16 protein-coding genes are annotated in these 16,695 nt (G+C 48.0%); 4 read left to right on the top strand and 12 right to left on the bottom strand.

Translation table 11 applies throughout. The features are described from left to right. The first annotated feature begins 8 nt into the window (after positions 1 to 8). Together QZ209_RS10480 and QZ209_RS10475 are read left to right on the top strand one after the other, a co-directional pair. Complete coding sequence (locus tag QZ209_RS10480) at positions 9 to 1,427, top strand: TolC family protein (RefSeq protein WP_294347672.1); 1,419 nt, start codon at positions 9 to 11, stop codon at positions 1,425 to 1,427. Between the two features lie 213 nt (positions 1,428 to 1,640). After that, on the top strand, positions 1,641 to 1,826 hold the full coding sequence (locus tag QZ209_RS10475) for a hypothetical protein (protein ID WP_294347671.1): 186 nt from the start codon (positions 1,641 to 1,643) through the stop codon (positions 1,824 to 1,826). An 88-nt stretch (positions 1,827 to 1,914) separates the two neighbouring features. Here QZ209_RS10475 and QZ209_RS10470 read toward each other — a convergent pair whose 3' ends face one another. The 6 genes from QZ209_RS10470 to QZ209_RS10445 form a co-directional block, all read right to left on the bottom strand. Next, a complete protein-coding gene (locus QZ209_RS10470; protein WP_294347669.1) occupies positions 1,915 to 2,526 on the bottom strand; it encodes an iron-sulfur cluster assembly scaffold protein in 612 nt (203 codons plus the stop codon). Next, positions 2,510 to 3,715 (bottom strand): cysteine desulfurase family protein, encoded by a 1,206-nt coding sequence (locus QZ209_RS10465; protein WP_294347668.1) that lies wholly within the window; start codon positions 3,713 to 3,715, stop codon positions 2,510 to 2,512. The genes QZ209_RS10470 and QZ209_RS10465 overlap by 17 nt, the downstream gene beginning before the upstream one ends. A 39-nt stretch (positions 3,716 to 3,754) precedes the next feature. Next, the gene (cysK, locus tag QZ209_RS10460) at positions 3,755 to 4,681 is read right to left on the bottom strand and encodes a cysteine synthase A (protein ID WP_294347666.1); all 927 of its coding nucleotides are present in this window, start codon (positions 4,679 to 4,681) and stop codon (positions 3,755 to 3,757) included. A 77-nt stretch (positions 4,682 to 4,758) separates the two neighbouring features. Continuing rightward, positions 4,759 to 5,463, bottom strand: coding sequence for an SDR family NAD(P)-dependent oxidoreductase (locus QZ209_RS10455; RefSeq protein ID WP_294347665.1), 705 nt, complete (start codon positions 5,461 to 5,463; stop codon positions 4,759 to 4,761). A 174-nt stretch (positions 5,464 to 5,637) separates the two neighbouring features. After that, a complete protein-coding gene (locus QZ209_RS10450) occupies positions 5,638 to 6,555 on the bottom strand; it encodes a helix-turn-helix domain-containing protein (RefSeq protein ID WP_294347663.1) in 918 nt (305 codons plus the stop codon). Between the two features lie 196 nt (positions 6,556 to 6,751). Continuing rightward, the gene (locus QZ209_RS10445) at positions 6,752 to 8,836 is read right to left on the bottom strand and encodes a tetratricopeptide repeat protein (protein ID WP_294347662.1); all 2,085 of its coding nucleotides are present in this window, start codon (positions 8,834 to 8,836) and stop codon (positions 6,752 to 6,754) included. A 316-nt stretch (positions 8,837 to 9,152) separates the two neighbouring features. Between QZ209_RS10445 and QZ209_RS10440 the strand changes: the two genes are divergently transcribed. Beyond that, positions 9,153 to 10,478: a hemolysin family protein gene (locus QZ209_RS10440; protein ID WP_294347661.1), complete on the top strand. Its 1,326-nt coding sequence runs from the start codon at positions 9,153 to 9,155 to the stop codon at positions 10,476 to 10,478. Positions 10,479 to 10,615: 137 nt separating this feature from the next. Next, a complete protein-coding gene (locus QZ209_RS10435) occupies positions 10,616 to 11,041 on the top strand; it encodes a nucleoside-diphosphate kinase (protein WP_294347660.1) in 426 nt (141 codons plus the stop codon). A gap of 172 nt (positions 11,042 to 11,213) precedes the next feature. Here the strand turns inward: QZ209_RS10435 and QZ209_RS10430 are convergent, their stop codons facing one another. The 6 genes from QZ209_RS10430 to lpxA form a co-directional block, all read right to left on the bottom strand. Further along, on the bottom strand, positions 11,214 to 12,149 hold the full coding sequence (locus tag QZ209_RS10430; RefSeq protein WP_294347658.1) for a serine hydrolase: 936 nt from the start codon (positions 12,147 to 12,149) through the stop codon (positions 11,214 to 11,216). Between the two features lie 109 nt (positions 12,150 to 12,258). Further along, positions 12,259 to 13,365, bottom strand: coding sequence for an AI-2E family transporter (locus QZ209_RS10425; protein WP_294347656.1), 1,107 nt, complete (start codon positions 13,363 to 13,365; stop codon positions 12,259 to 12,261). Between the two features lie 38 nt (positions 13,366 to 13,403). Continuing rightward, the gene (locus QZ209_RS10420; protein WP_294348028.1) at positions 13,404 to 14,150 is read right to left on the bottom strand and encodes a 16S rRNA (uracil(1498)-N(3))-methyltransferase; all 747 of its coding nucleotides are present in this window, start codon (positions 14,148 to 14,150) and stop codon (positions 13,404 to 13,406) included. 16 nt (positions 14,151 to 14,166) lie between these two features. Then, entirely contained in the window at positions 14,167 to 14,853 is a 687-nt protein-coding gene (locus QZ209_RS10415; protein ID WP_294347654.1) for a ComF family protein, read from the bottom strand. Positions 14,854 to 14,863: 10 nt separating this feature from the next. Next, entirely contained in the window at positions 14,864 to 15,856 is a 993-nt protein-coding gene (locus QZ209_RS10410; protein ID WP_294347652.1) for an ROK family protein, read from the bottom strand. A 38-nt stretch (positions 15,857 to 15,894) separates the two neighbouring features. Continuing rightward, a complete protein-coding gene (gene lpxA, locus QZ209_RS10405; protein WP_294347650.1) occupies positions 15,895 to 16,692 on the bottom strand; it encodes an acyl-ACP--UDP-N-acetylglucosamine O-acyltransferase in 798 nt (265 codons plus the stop codon). Positions 16,693 to 16,695: the final 3 nt, after the last annotated feature.

The raw sequence follows: 16,695 nt of genomic DNA, 5'->3' as shown, positions 1-16,695 counted from the left end.
CGATACCTATGCAACAGTTTATTCGTAGGACGACGGCCGCCGTCACATTCCTGTTTATGTTCAGTATCCCGATGGAACCGACAGCATTTGCCGGAGGAAAAATACTCCCTCTCGATGCCTTTGTTCGGCTTGCAGCAGAGCGCAATACGGTGTTTGAAGAGATACTCATCGACAAACTCCCGTTACAGTATACCAGAACACTTACCCTTCCGGCAGACGATCTCATTCTTTCCGTCAAAGGAAAGTACCTTCTCATGCTTGGAGATCCTGACGGTGGAACGCAATACAGTTTCGCACTGGATAAACTGTTCCCGGCAAGCGGGACCCGCTTGTCAACCTCTTATGCTGTCGACTACGGTCTTGGTTCGGGAGAGAACGAATCGGAATTCAGTATTGCGATCGTACAACCGATTGCAGAAAACGCATTCGGCAAGGCAAACCGTCTTTTGGAAAAACTGTCAGGCATTGAAAACGATATAGCCAACTATCAGATTGCTGAAGCATATGAAGATTATCTGGCAAGTTTGATCGGGCTCTACTATGACTGGTATGCCGCATCAGAAAATCTTACAACCGCTTCCAACGCGTATGAAGATGCAAAAAAACAGCTCGAGAATATTCGTGAAAGGAAGAAAAACAATATCGCCCTTCCAATCGACGTCAACAAGATCATGGTACAGACCGTATCGAGGAAAGAGCGTATGATTGCCTTGAAAAACGATTACCTTGTCCAGACAAATCTCATCATGGAAGCCATCAGAGCCGTTGGTACAGAAAGGCCTGTACCCGCCAAACCCGATGAGGAACACTATAACCGTATATACGACATCGAAACCGAAATCCTTACCTTTCAGGAATCGAGCCGAACAGCATCGATTCTGAATCTTCTGGAAGAAAAAGCAGGAACAGAAGTCGCCCAAGCTGCAGACAGGCTTTTACCCTCTATAAATCTGAGCGCAGGCTATGACCTTGTCGGAGACGACAGGTTTTTCACCGATCCCGACCACGCTCTGTTTACCGGGGTAACCCTGCAATGGCCTTTACCTGACAAGCAGGAACACGCCCGTCATGACATAAGCCTTATCAATCAAAGGCGCACCGCTCTTTCAACCGGCAATACAAGACTATCGCTTGAAACCTCGTTGAAGAATCTTTACCGGACAATAGAGAGCCAGCGCAGCCTGATATTGCTTGCAAAGGAAAAGATAACCATATCCCGGGCTGTCGTCAGGGATGAAAAAAAGAACTATTCATTGGGAAAAACTGATCTGAACGATCTCATTGACGAGGTAAACCGTCTCGAAGAACATCGCTTCACCCTTATCAACCGGGAAATCGAGCTGCAGAAACTTATTGTAGAATGGAAGCGACTGACCGATGTCCTCGTGAAAGAGAAGGAGTTGCCTGAGAGTACACCCCTTCAATAGCCATATCCCACCCAAGTCATGGCGCACTCGATGCGGCATCCATACTGACTTTCAAAAAAGATGGATCCCCGGGTCGAGCCCGAGGATGACTATAATAGGGGGATCATGCCGCTCCGTGAAATACATGCTTGGATTTCACAGGGTGATTCGACGCCCATTTCCGTCCAAGTCATGCCGCACTCGATGCGGCATCCATACTGACTAACAATAAAAATGGATTCCAGGGTCGAGCCCGGGGATGACTATAATAGGGGGATCATGGCGCTCCGTGAAATAGCGGTTTCGGGTTTCAAGGGTCCATGCCTGAGAATGACAGAAAAAACAGGGTCAGGACGCTTCGCGAAAAGAGAATTCACGGGGCGATACTTCGGAGGGAATGACAACCAAGGAGGGAAATAAACAAAAAACGATTACCGCCTCTTACACGACGAGAGGCAGCCCATTTCTGACATCCTCTTGACACGGGTAAAAAACGAACGGAAATCGCTTACTCTCCAAAATGGAGATGCTTGTATTTTTCGATCAGCTCCTCGGCCTCGTCTTTACACTGTCCGCATACCGTACCGAGCTTGGTGTGTTCCTGCAACTCGTAAAAGGTACGCGCCCCCTCGAGAATGGCCTCCTCGATCTCGGCATCGGTAACGTTCATGCACTGACAAACCACCTTGGTTTTTTCCTTGCGAACCCGGTCGCTCATGCCATTGCGCTCGAAGTAGTTGTTGATGGCCGCCCGGAGCGCCTTGTCACCGAGCACGGAACAATGGATTTTATTTTCCGGCAGCCCCCCAAGTTCCTTGGTTACATCTTTCGGCGAAATGTCGAACGCCTGATCAAGCGTCATGCCCTTGACCATCTCGGACAGAATCGATGTGCTGGCAATAGCGCTTGCGCAACCATATGTTTTCCATTGGCAGTCGGTTATAATCTCGGCATCCTTGTCAACCTTGATAACCACCATCATCTGGTCCCCACAGGAAAGGTTGCCTTCCATACCTACCCCGTCGAACTCATCGGTATTTTCACCCTGAAGAATGTTCTTCGGGTTCATGAAATGTTCCTTCAATCTATCGGTATACACCCATTCACTTGGCTGCAACATGTTCGCCTCCCGTTATATAAGCTGTTGACATACTTCTTATTCTATTTATGATTCCGGGTAATACTTCAAGCATGTACCCGATCTCTTCCATTGTCGTGTCCCTCCCCATGCTGATACGAATAGAACCATGAGCACGTTCAGGACTCGATCCGGTGGCAAGCAAGACATGGGAAGGATCGAGCGATCCCGATGCACATGCCGAACCGGTCGAAACGGCAATTCCCTGAAGATCGAGATAAAGCATGATAGACTCACCTTCCGCGCCAGGAAAGGATACATTCAGCGTATTCGGCATACTCAGGGTCGGATGTCCATTGAAAACAACATCATCGATCGATCCTTCGATACCGTTTTTCAACGCCTGTTTCATCTCAACCATTCGTTTTTCCTCTTCATCCATTTCCACATCGCGCATTTCTATGGCTTTGGCCAATCCGATAATTCCCAGTGTATTTTCCGTTCCGGCACGCCGTCCTTTTTCCTGGTGACCACCACGAATAAACGGGCAGTAAGGAGTTCCTTTCTTCACATAGAGAGCCCCGATTCCCTTAGGTCCGTATATTTTGTGGGCACTCATAGTGAGAAAATCCACCCCGAGATCACTGACGTTCATCCGCATTTTGCCAACTGCCTGTACCGCATCGGTGTGCACCAAAGAACCGTTTTCATGCGCCAACTTCGTGATTTCAGCAATATCCTGAATCGTACCGATCTCGTTGTTGGCCGTCATTACCGAAACCAGCCCGACGTTATCGGTAAGATACTCCTTGAACTGATCCATGTCGATCCGGCCGTACTGATCGACATCGAGAAACTTTACCATTGTTCCCTTATGCGCAAGGCATTCGGACGTCTCCAATACACACGGGTGTTCAATTTTGGTCGTGATAATGGATGTCTTGGCTCTGAAACCGGGTAAACAGAGGTTCGACGCACAGGCAAACAGAGAAAGTACGGTATTGTTCGCTTCCGATCCGCTCCCGACAAAAACAACTTCATCTTCGTGAGCTCCTATGAAATCCGCAACAACCTGCCTCGAATGCTCGACATTCGCTCTCGCTTCTCTTCCAAAGGAATGCATGCTCGATGGATTACCGAACATTTCCATCGCCTCGACCATTTCCTTTTTCACCTCAGGGTGAAGAGGTGTCGTTGCATTGTGATCAAGATATACCCGTCTTGTTTCCATAATCCTCTATAACGTTCAAAAAATTGTAAAACCAAACTGTTATCCGTCGGCAAACAGCCAGGTTGAAAGATAGCGTTCTCCTGTATCAGGCAAAAGTACAACAATTTTTTTTCCCTGCATATCCTGCCGCTTCCCAACTTCAAGGGCAGCCCACATCGCAGCTCCTGAAGAAATACCGCAAAGAATGCCTTCTTGTGCAGCTAGCTTCCTGGCAATATCTCCGGCATCGTCATGCTTTACCTGAATGACCTCATCGATGATATCCTTGTTGAGATTTCCTGGAACAAAACCGGCCCCTATTCCCTGAATTTTATGTGGACCCGGTTGCCCGCCGGAAATAACAGGAGAATCTTCAGGCTCGACAGCAATAATTTTCACATCGGGTTTGCGTTGTTTCAGCACTTCACCTACCCCGGTTAACGTCCCCCCTGTCCCGACCCCGGCCACAAAAACATCAACCGTCCCGTCGCTATCCTTCCATATCTCCTCAGCCGTCGTTCGGCGATGAACATCGGGATTCGACCTGTTGCTGAACTGCTGCAGCATGACACTGTCGGGTATCGTATCAACGAGGCGTTCTGCCTCTTCTATCGCACCCTTCATACCCAATGTACCATCCGTAAGAACAAGCTCCGCTCCGAATATTCTCAGGAGTCTCCGCCTCTCGATGCTCATGGTATCGGGCATAGTCAACATAAGCCTGTATCCTTTCGCCGCACAAGCAAATGCAAGTGCGATACCCGTATTACCGCTTGTCGGCTCGATGATCGTAGTATTTTCAGTAATCATTCCCTCGCGTTCAGCATCCTCGATCATGGCAACCCCTATCCTGTCCTTTACACTGGAAAGAGGATTGAACGACTCGAGCTTGGCAATGATATCCGCACGCCCGGTCTCACCCAGACGCCGTATCGCCACAAGCGGCGTACCACCTGTTGTCTCCGTCAGATTGTCATAAATTTTCATGTTAACGACGAACCATTCAAATGTTACCGCAACCCTACACAAAAATCGTCTGAAAGGCTGATAGGTCTTGACGCGTTTCAGCTCAATCCATATACCGGAATCGAAGCACCATGTACAGCCCTGGACTCCTGAGAAACGAGAAAAAGAATAACATCGGCTATGGCTTCCGGCGAGACCCAAAGGGAAAAATCAGCATCCGGCATATCTTTCCGATTGGCAGGCGTATCGATGATACTGGGCAAAACACAGTTAACGTTTATTCCTGCCTGCCGGTTTTCTTCAGCGAGGCACTCTGTAAGCTTTATAACAGCCGACTTCGAAACAACATACGGAGCGATACCGGTTCCTCCTTTCACCGCTGTTTTTGCCGAGACATTGACAACACTTCCTCTCTTCTGTTTGCGCATAAACGGAATGACCGCTTTCGTCATCAGAAAAACACTCTTTGCATTGAGATCGAGCATATAGTCCCATGTCTCTTCAGCAGCTTCATGCACAAGGTGCCCCATAGTAAAACCACCGGCAATATTGACCAGGGCGTCAATACGTCCGAAACGCTCCATAACCCGGCCAACCGACGTTTCAACAGAGGATACACGCGTAAGGTCGACTTCCTGATACATCACCCTTTCTTGATCTTGCCACTGGTTGGCAAGCAGATCGATATGCTTATCGAAAAGAGCCACTGCAGCACCTTTATCGAAGAACTTTTTCGACACAACAGTCCCCAACGCACCGGCAGCCCCAGTTACAAGCACAACCTTTCCTGATATATCATTCACTTCATATGCGTTTTAATGACCGAAACAAGCACATAACCAAATACTGATAAAGGAATACATAAATCGGACAATAAATTCCCTGTTTTACCAGACACAATCTAACATGGTAAAATCAATCAATTGAGTACTTAGGAAATTGTACAAAGCCAGCTCGAAGCGTCAAACCGGGAATCACTATTCACCCAGCACGACAGTTCTTTTACGAAACGGAGGGACTTTTTCACCGTTCAGATACAGCTCAACAAAAGGAGGACGGCCAATGTTGACCCAAAACTTCCTTTTCGCCTCATAACGCAGCACTTCCCCGGCCTTGAACTGGCCACCGGGATAGACCATGTCGCCGTCATCGGCTATGATCTTTACCCAGCTGAGATCATCGGTAATCCGGACAATCAGTATTTTCTGGTAGGGTGATGTCGACGATTCGGGTAAAAACGATACCCCTTGTGCCCACTTCTCCTGCATTACGGCAAGATCGGAAGAAACGTCACGTTCATCGGCAGTCACCGTTGCAAGCGTATCGGCCTGGACAACCGAATCAGCTTCTGCCAGACCGAACTCCGGTTGCGATTCGACAACAGGTGCCGAAGCATCATTCCCCTTTTGTGAACCAGTCTGTTCATCACCCGAAGGCCCGGAAAACATGAAAAATGAAATGACAAACAACACAAGGACAATGAGTACCGCACCTCCTATAAGAAATGCAGTGGCAGGAGCTTTACCACCAGCGGCTGTAACGGCGCCGAACATGCCTGAAAGGCGCTCCCCATTCCCGTCATTCTGTTCGTCCTCTACCGGTTCATCAACCTGGCTGATTTTGAGATCGGTAGGAATACTGAGTTCATCCCTGCAACGCTCTATAAGGTCACTGTCATATATATCGAGGGCCTGGGCATATTCCTTCAGAAAAGCGTATACGTATGCAGCAGGTAAAAACGTCAAGTTCCCCGCCTCGATTTTTTCCAGGTGGTCCTTCTTTATTCTCGTCTCGGCACTGAGTTCCTCAAGAGAAAGCCCCTTCTCTTTTCTGGCCAAAATGAGCTTGCTTACCAGCAAGTCGCTTGCAGAACCGAATGTCGCTCCATCCGCCATGACACGCACGTGATTTATGTCATCCGTTGAATTCTTCTGAACCACCCAAAACGCTCAATTTTTTTAGTTTACAAAAATTAAGCCATCATGACAATTGAATTAACAATAATTTACAGTTGCCTCCACGACTGCACCCCGACCAGATCGTCATGGACTTTCATACATTAGCTTCAATCACGAAGGCCTCGGTCGTCGTTCATCTCATCCCATATTCGGATACATAAAACCACTGCTCACTTTCAGCTTGCTTGTTTTGCACCAGTTGATGCAGCATACCGGAAGGATCTCCCCCCTGTTGCAAAGACAGTGTAAGCAACACCCGTATTTCGTCAAGCTCTGCATCGGAAAAATGTTTCCAAAGCAAGAAAACGGCCTGACGAGGATGCGTTAATTTCCGTTCCAGGGCATCTCGATACTTTTCGACACCATAAAATGCAAACTCACCTTCGATATCATTTTCTTCCTTCAGAGAAGCCTGATAAACAAGCTCGTTTGCCGAGTAAATCCACGACACCGGAAAATCCCGAACGAGAAACCGATTGTTCCCCAGCAAATGGGCAGGAACCGGTTCACCTGCGATTACCGTCAATCGTTCCATATCCTGCAGGCGGCCTGTATATGGCTTGATCAAAAGGTCAGTCAGCCACAGCCGCTCAGGGTCTCTTGCAAGAGGGATAATACCGGTTCCTGCACTCATTGCAAGACGTTCCGTCAAAAGCCCCAGTCTGGACCGGTAATGCGTTGCATTGATTTTCCGCCTCGAAACGTCAACATTACCGTTTTGCACCAGAAACACCGTACACCAGTGCTTCCCCTCGATAATTTTCAACACAGCGTGGTTGTCATCGAGCGTCTGCTGAACCGTTCTCAGCGTAACGGGAGTCAGCACCAACCGTTCCGCGTGCAAAGGTGAAACACTGCGTAACGCACCGAGTTTTTCGTAAAACCGCCCCCGTTTTTTGTTGATTGCATCGATTGTCACCGCATGTTTGTCATATCCACGACCCGATTCAAAACAATTCATCGATCGCTGCAGCAACGCACTTAGCTCCAGCCCCAACCTTTCGACTTGGAAAGCGAGCTTTTCATGCTTACCGGACAGTTCTAAAGAATCATAATTATGGAGTACCGTTTGTTTTAACACATACAGCTTTTTGAGTTCATCATATTCAAAAGCCTCGGCGTACCTGCCTTTACTCAGCAGCAATTCCACCAATGTTTCGGTCGAGCGGTCGAAAAGCTCATCAATGGCATAACCAGGATATGGAGCATGTTGATACTGGTAGATGCTCAATCCTTTTTTCAATGCTTTTATTTTTTCAGCGTCATCCATTTTCGACCTGGTCCCCTGTTTCAACAGAACGACCATTTTCGCAAGCGGCATATTGTTTCTTTCAAAGTAATCGAGCGTGCGTGCGTAGACCTCAGGATTATTGGCCAGAACAGCGTTGGATTCGAAATCCAGTAACTGAACAAGTCTTTCTTCACCTGCAAGACGGGCTCGTGCAAGTGCCTTGAAATAAAGATAGCTCGCATTCTCGACATGAGCAGGAAACATCTCGAGCAACATCGCCGTTCGGCGCAGGGCAAGCGCCTCCGCCATTTCCGTTCCTTTCCGCTCCCCATCGAGCAACCTCCTTGCAAGTCCGATAGATTTATGTACATAGAAGGAAGGTGCTTCAGGCTTTTCGAACGACTCATCGAGACTCAGCTCGAGCATCCCTGTATATGCCTGCAGCGAAATGAGCGGATCGGTGTTACCGCTCACTCCTTTGTACAAGGCAAAAGCTTTCTCGTACTCTCCAGCCTGAATCTGGAAAAAAGCAAGCTTCAGTGAATCCTGAACACTCATTGCAGAGATTTTCATCAAAGCCTTTTCCGCTTCGGAAAACTCACCGAGTTCAGAAAGAAGTAGCGCTTTCCTGCGGATTCGTTCTGCCTCGACACTATCGGCGAGCATCCCTTTACACCGTTGTTCAATGACCTCATGAGAGGCGAGAGCATCGAAATAGTCTCCCGTCAACGCTTCTATGACACTCTTGCGGTTCAACACTTCGGCGGTTTCAGGCGAAAAGCCGTCCAGTGTATCTCGAGCAAGCCCTTTGTTCAGTAATTCAAGCGCTTTTTCATAATCATGATTCGCAGCATGGACAGCCGCCTTCTCGTACAATACAGTCCTTCCTTCACCTGCCGGCTCCTTTTCGGATTTTGCACATGCTGCGGCAACAAAAACTACGGATACTAGGACGATATGACGTATGATACCAACGGTCGTATTCATTATATTGTTCGATTTTCGGCTCAGGTTTATATCTTACGAATTGTGTAAAGTTTAGCTATATTTTCATGCATGAACAATGAATCACGACAATCCAACTTCCCACAATAGAACTCAAGCAAAACGACTGTTGTCGTCGACTTTACAATATGTTTCCATTGGGGATTTTTTACCTATCTTTTCTAATTAATACATTTACCTGTAATTGAGCACCTGATTTTTCAGCGCACCGCGGACCGGTCGCATGCCAACAGCTGTCCAATTCAGTAAAGACATAACTTTTAGACTTTTTATCCCCAGGCACCTTCGTGCCATCAATATGGATTCTGATATATTAGAACTCTTTATATTATTCGGCCTGATTTTAGCGAACGGTTTCTTTTCGATGGCTGAATTTGCGATTATTTCTTCAAGGGAAACCAAACTACATGAGTTGCGCGAAGCCGGTATAGCCCGAGCTACGCTTGTTCTCGAACTGCTTGACAACCCCGGTAAATTCCTCTCCGCCATACAGGTAGGCATCACTCTCATCGGTACACTTGCCGGTGCATTCAGCGGTGTAAGCTTTTCCGGTCCCGTCTCAGAGCTCATTTCAGGAATCGAACCCCTCGAACCATACAGTGAGGAACTGGCTCTTGGCCTGGTCGTCGTGAGTGTCACCTATTTCACCCTGATCATCGGTGAACTCGCACCGAAAAAAATCGCGCTGCAACATCCCGAGCAGATAGCGCTCAACATTGCACGAGTTATCGATATCCTCTGCCGGATAAGTGCACCTGTGGTCAGCCTTATCAACGGATCGACGAATATCGTTCTGAAAATCATCGGCATAAAAAATACCGAGAAGCCTCTCGTGAGCGATGAAGAAGTGATGCTGATGATAAAACAAGGTGCAAAGAAAGGAGTTTTCGAGTCAGTCGAATACGAGATGGTTTCGAGAATTTTCCGGTTGAGCGATAAACGAGCCAGCTCCATGATGACCCCGAAAAGCGAGATCGAATGGCTCGACCTCAATGCCACCGACGAGGAATTGATCTCCAAAATGCAGGCAAGCGGACGTTCGCGGTTTCCCGTTGCCGAAGGAAGCCTCGATAATCTCAGAGGTGTTGTGCGCTCGCTCGATCTGGTAAACAAACAGTTGCTCAAACCAGGCAACCTCAAAGCGACCATCCGTACGGCAATGAAACCGCCGCTGTTCGTCCCTGAATCAGTCCCAGCATTTCAGGTACTCGAGCTTTTCAAGGAAAACAGGGCGCATCTTGCATTGGTAATAGATGAACAGGGATTTGTACAAGGAGCAATCACACTTACCGACGTGCTTGAAAGCATCGTCGGAGATATTCCTGCGGACGACCTCGAAGGCACGAAAAAAATTGTGCGCAGAAGCCAGCGAACCTGGATTATCGATGGGCTTCTACCGGTAGACGACTTTATCACAGAATTCGATCTCGATAATTTCCTCGATGAAGAAGACCCCCGTTATGATACCATGGGCGGGTTTCTTATGACAAAGCTTGAAAAAGTCCCTTCTGTAATGGATACCCTCGAGTGGCAGAATATGCTTTTCAAGGTCATCAAAATGGATGGACAACGAGTCGGTAAAATTCTGGTACTCTTCGATCACGGGGCGCAAAACGATACCTGAACGTAAAACAAACCACGGTATCAGGCGCCCCTGAATATCGGTACAGTTCTCCCTTTCAAATTCAACCGACATTACGTATTTTCGCACAGGTACAGACGCACAGTATCCATTAAACAGACAATTAAACAGACATTCCAATGGAAAGAACACTAACCATTCTCAAACCAGATTGTGTTCGTAAACAGCTTATCGGTGCAGTAATCGATAAAATCGAACGTGCAGGGTTTCGTATTGTCGCCATGAAAAAAACAAAGCTGACAACAGAAACAGCCGGTGCATTTTATGCTGTACACCGCGAACGACCATTTTACGGGGAACTTGTCGAATTCATGTCTTCCGGGCCATGCGTACCGATGATTCTCGAAAAGGAAAATGCCGTCGAAGATTTCCGTAAACTTATCGGAGCGACCGACCCGGCAGAAGCTACAGAAGGCACCATCCGTAAACTCTATGCGGACAGCAAAGGCGAGAACATTGTCCATGGTTCGGACTCTGACGAAAACGCCGGAATCGAATCCTCGTTCTTTTTCTCCACCGAAGACGCCGTCCGTGTCGATAACTGATAAACGCTGTTCAAAGAGAGCGTTTATATACCGGCTAGCTCTATGGTAACATGCCCTGCCGCACCGTAAAACGGAGATTTGATTTTCACGGGGCGGCATATTTTTTCTGCAATGTCGTTCTCAAGCCAACTGGCCATCGAGCTCCCTTTCACCCCATCAAACCATGTTTTTTTCACTGAAGCGCACCGCCTTTAAGTATCAGGGGCCGGACATCCTCACTCCCGTCCGGGCGGTAAGAAACCTTCTTCTTTTGACTCTCGGCAAAAGCCTGTTCAAACATCCTTTCTGCAAGCTCCCAACGTTTTTTCCCCGCTTTGAGCATAACAAGAACCATGTCCTTTTTATCCCTTTTGGCTCTGGCAATGAGGCATCTTCCTGCCCTAAGAGTATAACCGGTCTTGATACCTACGGCATAAGGATAGTTTTCGAGAAGCTTGTTACTCGATTTGAGAAAGTACTTTTTCTTTGTTTCCTGTTCAAAAAACGAAACGGAATCAAGTGCAACGACACGGTTGAAAATTTCGTTGCCGATAGCATATTCGGTAAGCAGAAGCAGATCACCCGCCGTCGAGTAATGCCCTGCGTACACATCCCGGTCATAACCTGCAGGGTTGGTGAAATGTGAGTGCTTCATGCCTATTTCCTTCGCCTTACGGTTCATTATACCAGCAAATCCTTCGACGCTGCCGCCAAGGTAGTACGCAATAGCAAACGCCGCATCATTGCTTGAACGGACCATCGAAGCCTTGACCAGATCCACAAGCCGGATTTTCTCTCCCGGATCAAAACCGGCCTTGGTTGGCTCAACATTCGTCGCTTCTTCCGGAATTATGACGACACTGCCGAGCTTTCCACTTTCAATCGCAATGATCGCGGTCAATATTTTCGTAAGACTCGCCGGCTGTATGCGTTTTTTGGAATTTTTGGACATAAGCACTTTCGATGTGTTCATGTCCTTGAGGATGTACGAGTTGATTTCCTGCTCGAAATTCAGGCTGTCCCGTTCAGCAGGGCTCGGCTTCGCATAAGAAAAAGGCGACGCTGCTGACAACAAACCCGTAACCAGGAGGAAAAGGGAAATAATGAACACTGTTAAAGACTGCCTCATGGCCCTTCACGTCATCATCAAATTTTCAGAATCTATCAATTATCACAACTGCTCAGTTCATCAATTCATTCAATGTAAAAAAGCAAATGAAGCCTGACAATATCGTTTTTCACTCCAACGGGTTTTCACCTGCCTCGCTATCACGACACGGATCGGGATTTTTCAACGATTTGAGGTATTCCTTGAACGTCTCGCCGTAAATCTCCCAGACAGTGATAAACAGGGCGGCGATGACAGGACCGACAATAAACCCTGCGATACCAAAAAGGCTGAGCCCGCCGAAAGTCCCGAAAAAGATCAGAAGTTCGTGCATTTTGGTGTCTCTTCCGACAAGTATAGGCCGTAAAACATTATCGATGCTGCTGACAAGCAGGCCGCAGAAAAGTAAAAGACCTGTTGCTGCGATATACTCTCCTGTTGCATAGAGAAAAATAGCCGCAGGTCCCCATACAAGCCCTGATCCTATCACTGGTATAATCGACAGCACCGTCATGACCGCACCCCAAAACACTGCACTATCTATACCGGCGATCCCCAAAGCAATTCCGGCAAGAGTCCCCTGAATAATACCGATGACAAAAGTCCCTCTGATAGTGGCTCCCGTTACCGAGGTGAACTTATCGAGCATACGTAACTGATCGCGTTCGCTGAGAGGAAGGTAATAGAGAATTTTTTCGAGGAACATCCTACCGTCCCGAAGGAAAAAAAACATGGTATAAAAGAACACGAACATCATGAAGAGCGTATGCACAGTCGAGAGAGTGAAAGAAGAGATATTTTCGAAAAGAAAAGAACTCATCTTGCCAACCAGCTCACCGAGACGCTGCAGAATCTCATCGCTGTATTCTATGATCGTTTCGGAATAAGGAAGTGATTCGATAATATCAGGTAACGCCACCGGTTCTTCAAGACGCTGTTCGATCCAGGGGCCGACAGAACGGCTCACTATGATAGCCTGTCCGGCAATGATGCCGAGCAGGGCAAGTAACGGAAATATCAGAATGATCGCTATGGCCAACAGTGTCATGGCCGCACTCAGACTCTTCTTTCCTTTGAAAAGGCGTTCGAACCATCGGTACAATGGCATTGCTAGTCCGGAAAAAATGGCTGCAATGAGAATGACCATGAGAAAATTGTAAACCATGGTCACGAAAATCGCTGAAATCACCAGTACAAAGAGCAGGAGTATGATATTGTTGAGTATTGTTTTTTGCATAGTTTCATCCCGTCAGAAAAATGATTCGCAACCTCTCTTCACAGCCACTCACCCTGAGCCCCGTTCGCCAGAACCTGCGAACGGACCATGGCAACGGCGAAAACACCAGCTGTCTCCGCACGAAGAATCGAGTGACCGAACGATATTTCATCAAAACCCCTCTTGCAGGAACACCGTACCTCCTCTTCAGTAAATCCGCCTTCACCACCAACAATAAACAACACATTTTTTCCCGTAAATGATGCCCTGGGCGCTGCATCGGACAACTCGTAGGAAATCAGTTTTACATCATATCCCCCGAGACCCAACACCTCATTGAACAAAAGAGGTTTGGTGATCTCAGGAAGATGATACCTTTTTGTCTGAAGCGAAGCAGAAACAAGAATCTTTTTCCATCGTTGCAGCTTCTTGTCGACTTTTTCAGCTTTCGGCTGTGAAACCGTTCGGTCGGTTACCATGGGTATGATGCCACTAACGCCAAGTTCGGTAGCCTTTTCAAGGAAAAAGTCAAACCTCTGAGACGATTTCAGAAGCGACATGGCAACCGTCACTTTTGTCGTCGGAGGGGCTACTCGTTCTTCAGAAATAATGACTGCAGACAAGCCGTCACGGCGGATTTTCGTAATCTCAGCCGTTATCGAAAGCCCGTCCCCGTCGGTAAAATGAACGGTTTCTCCCTCTTTTTTTCTAAGAACTTTTGTCATATGAAAATACTCTTCCCCTTCAACGAGAAGAGTTCCCCCTGTGAGATCAATACTGTGGGAAGGTGTATAAAAAAGATCCATATCGGCCATGAGAGTTTCAAGCAGCAAGCGCTATGGTTGCAAGAGATATGTTCGACGCTCCTGCGGATTTGAGGGACTGCATGACTGCAGCGACTGTCGATCCGGTCGTGAGCACGTCATCGACAAGCAGAATATTTTCCGGCACGGCATTGCCCGATGGAGCAAAAGCATTCCCGACATTTCGCAGCCTTTCACGCGGCGACAATCCCGCCTGAGACTCGGTATATTTTGTTCGCGTCACAAGATCAACACGAACATCTTTTCCAAGGGCAGCCCCGAGTGAACGGGCTATAATCTCAGACTGATTGTAGGTTCGTTCGATTACCTTCAATTTGTGGAGAGGCACCGGAACGATACAGTCGCAGTGGCCTGCAATCAGCGAACCCCCGATCATTTCAGCGAGAAGCGTTCCGAACAGGCTGCCGAGTCGATACACTCCCTCGTATTTCATTGCATGAATAACCTTACGGAGCCTGTCGTTTTTATGAAACCGGTAGAGAGTCACCGCCTTTTGAGGGATGTCACCGGCTGCAAAGTTATGCATGAACACGTTCTTTACTGCACGGTCCGCAGCTTCAGCATCTGAAAATCTGTCGAAAGAGACGATACAATCACGACAGATCTCCCGCTCACCCTCTGCAAGCAGCGCATCACACCCCGCACAAATCCGGGGATAGAAAATATGGAGTACCTCGTCAAGCATTTCGACAGTCTCATTCAATAGAAGAAAAACAACGAGCGGCCGCACCGTAGACCCCTGCTTTGTTGCCAAGTGAAGCCGGAACAATCTCCATCCCGTCGTGCATCGAAGGAAGTGTCGCTGCTTTCATCTGTCCGAACGCGGGAGAAAAAATCAAATCACCAGCACCGGAAATCCCTCCGCCAATGACGAACTTACGGATATCCATCAGCGCGACAACACCTGCGAGACCGATTCCAAGTATCTTACCAACCCTTTCCCAAACCTCCTTGGCGACAGTATCTCCATGATGCGCAGCTTTTTCAAGAGTTCTCGGCGAAAGATCGCGTAATTCTTTTCCGTGAAACGTTTCGGCCTTTTCGCTCCTTTCGTTGCATCGATACCTATCGATCCCCATGGAAACAATACGCTTTTTACCGATAAGACTTTCTATCGAACCCCGTATACCGACATGAACACTCTGACTGTTGTAATCGACTGTCATCGCTCCTATCTCACCAGCCGTGCCGCAAGGGCCACGATAGAGTTTTCGATCAAGAATAATTCCACTACCGACTCCCGTTCCGAGAGTGATCATCATAAAATCATCGAACATCCTCCCTGCCCCAAACACCGCCTCCCCGCAAGCCGCAATATTGGCATCATTTTCGAGGATAAGCGAACTGTCAAGCGAATACGTATCGGCAAGCATCCTCTGCAGCCGGCTTTTCAGCGGGTATCGCTCCCACCCTGGCAAATTCGGCGGGTAGCTTAACGTCCCTTTCACGGTATCCACCGCTCCAGGAGCACCAAGCCCGATTCCGGCAAACAGATTTTCGTCAAGTCTTTTTTTGAAACGATCGTACATCGAGAACCCGAGCGATGCGATATGCTCGACAATCCCTTCCGGTCCTGCGTCCACCCGTGTTGGATGCCGTTGATGATCCAACATTTCACCATTTTCTTCAATCACGGCAAGTTTGACCGCCGTTCCTCCCAAGTCTATCCCAAGCGCCCAACGTTGCATATATCGCTACCCTCCTCATTTTCACCCAGACGGTTTGTTCATGATTTGAACGGCCTGATATACTTTCTTTTCGCGGTACTTGTATCGAAAAAATGTAACACCTCCTCCACTTCAGGGGTACGTTCACACTCCGTTTCGACTTTTTCAAGAGCATTGCCGAGAAGCAGCCCCGACTGGAAAATAATCCTGTAAACACGCCTGATCATGTCGATCTGCTCTGATGAAAAACCTCTTCTTCTAAGCCCAACCATGTTCAGCCCTTCAAAACGGAAGCTCTCATGGCCGCCAGCCATGACATAGGGCGGCACATCGAGTGAAGCCCTGGATATTCCACCTACCATAGCATACTTTCCGATGCGTACAAACTGATGCACTCCTGCAAGTCCTCCGACAACAGCATAATCTTCAACCTCGCAATGACCTCCGAACTGAACGGAGTTGGCGATAATGACATGGTTCCCAATGATGCAGTCATGACCGGCATGAACATAAGCCATGATAAGATTATCTGAACCGACAACGGTTTTACCGCTTGCCCTGGTTCCCCTGTTCAAAGTCACATACTCTCTGATAACGGTACGGTCCCCAACATGGAGATATGTTTTCTCACCCTCGAACTTCAAATCCTGGGGAACGGTGGAAAGAACCGCCCCGGCAAAAACCTTGCACTCTTTTCCCAAACGCGCACCATCGGCTATATGCACGTGAGGACCGATCTCGGTGTTGTCACCGATTACTACATCATCTTCGATAACCGCATAAGGGCCGACCGTAACTCCCTGGCCGATTTCAGCCTTCGACCCGATAACGGCTGTCGAATGTATACAACGTTCCATCAA

The sequence above is a fragment of the Prosthecochloris sp. genome (assembly GCA_015482705.2).
Taxonomy (GTDB): domain Bacteria; phylum Bacteroidota; class Chlorobiia; order Chlorobiales; family Chlorobiaceae; genus Prosthecochloris.
This window is presented reverse-complemented; position numbering and strand designations above follow the sequence as displayed.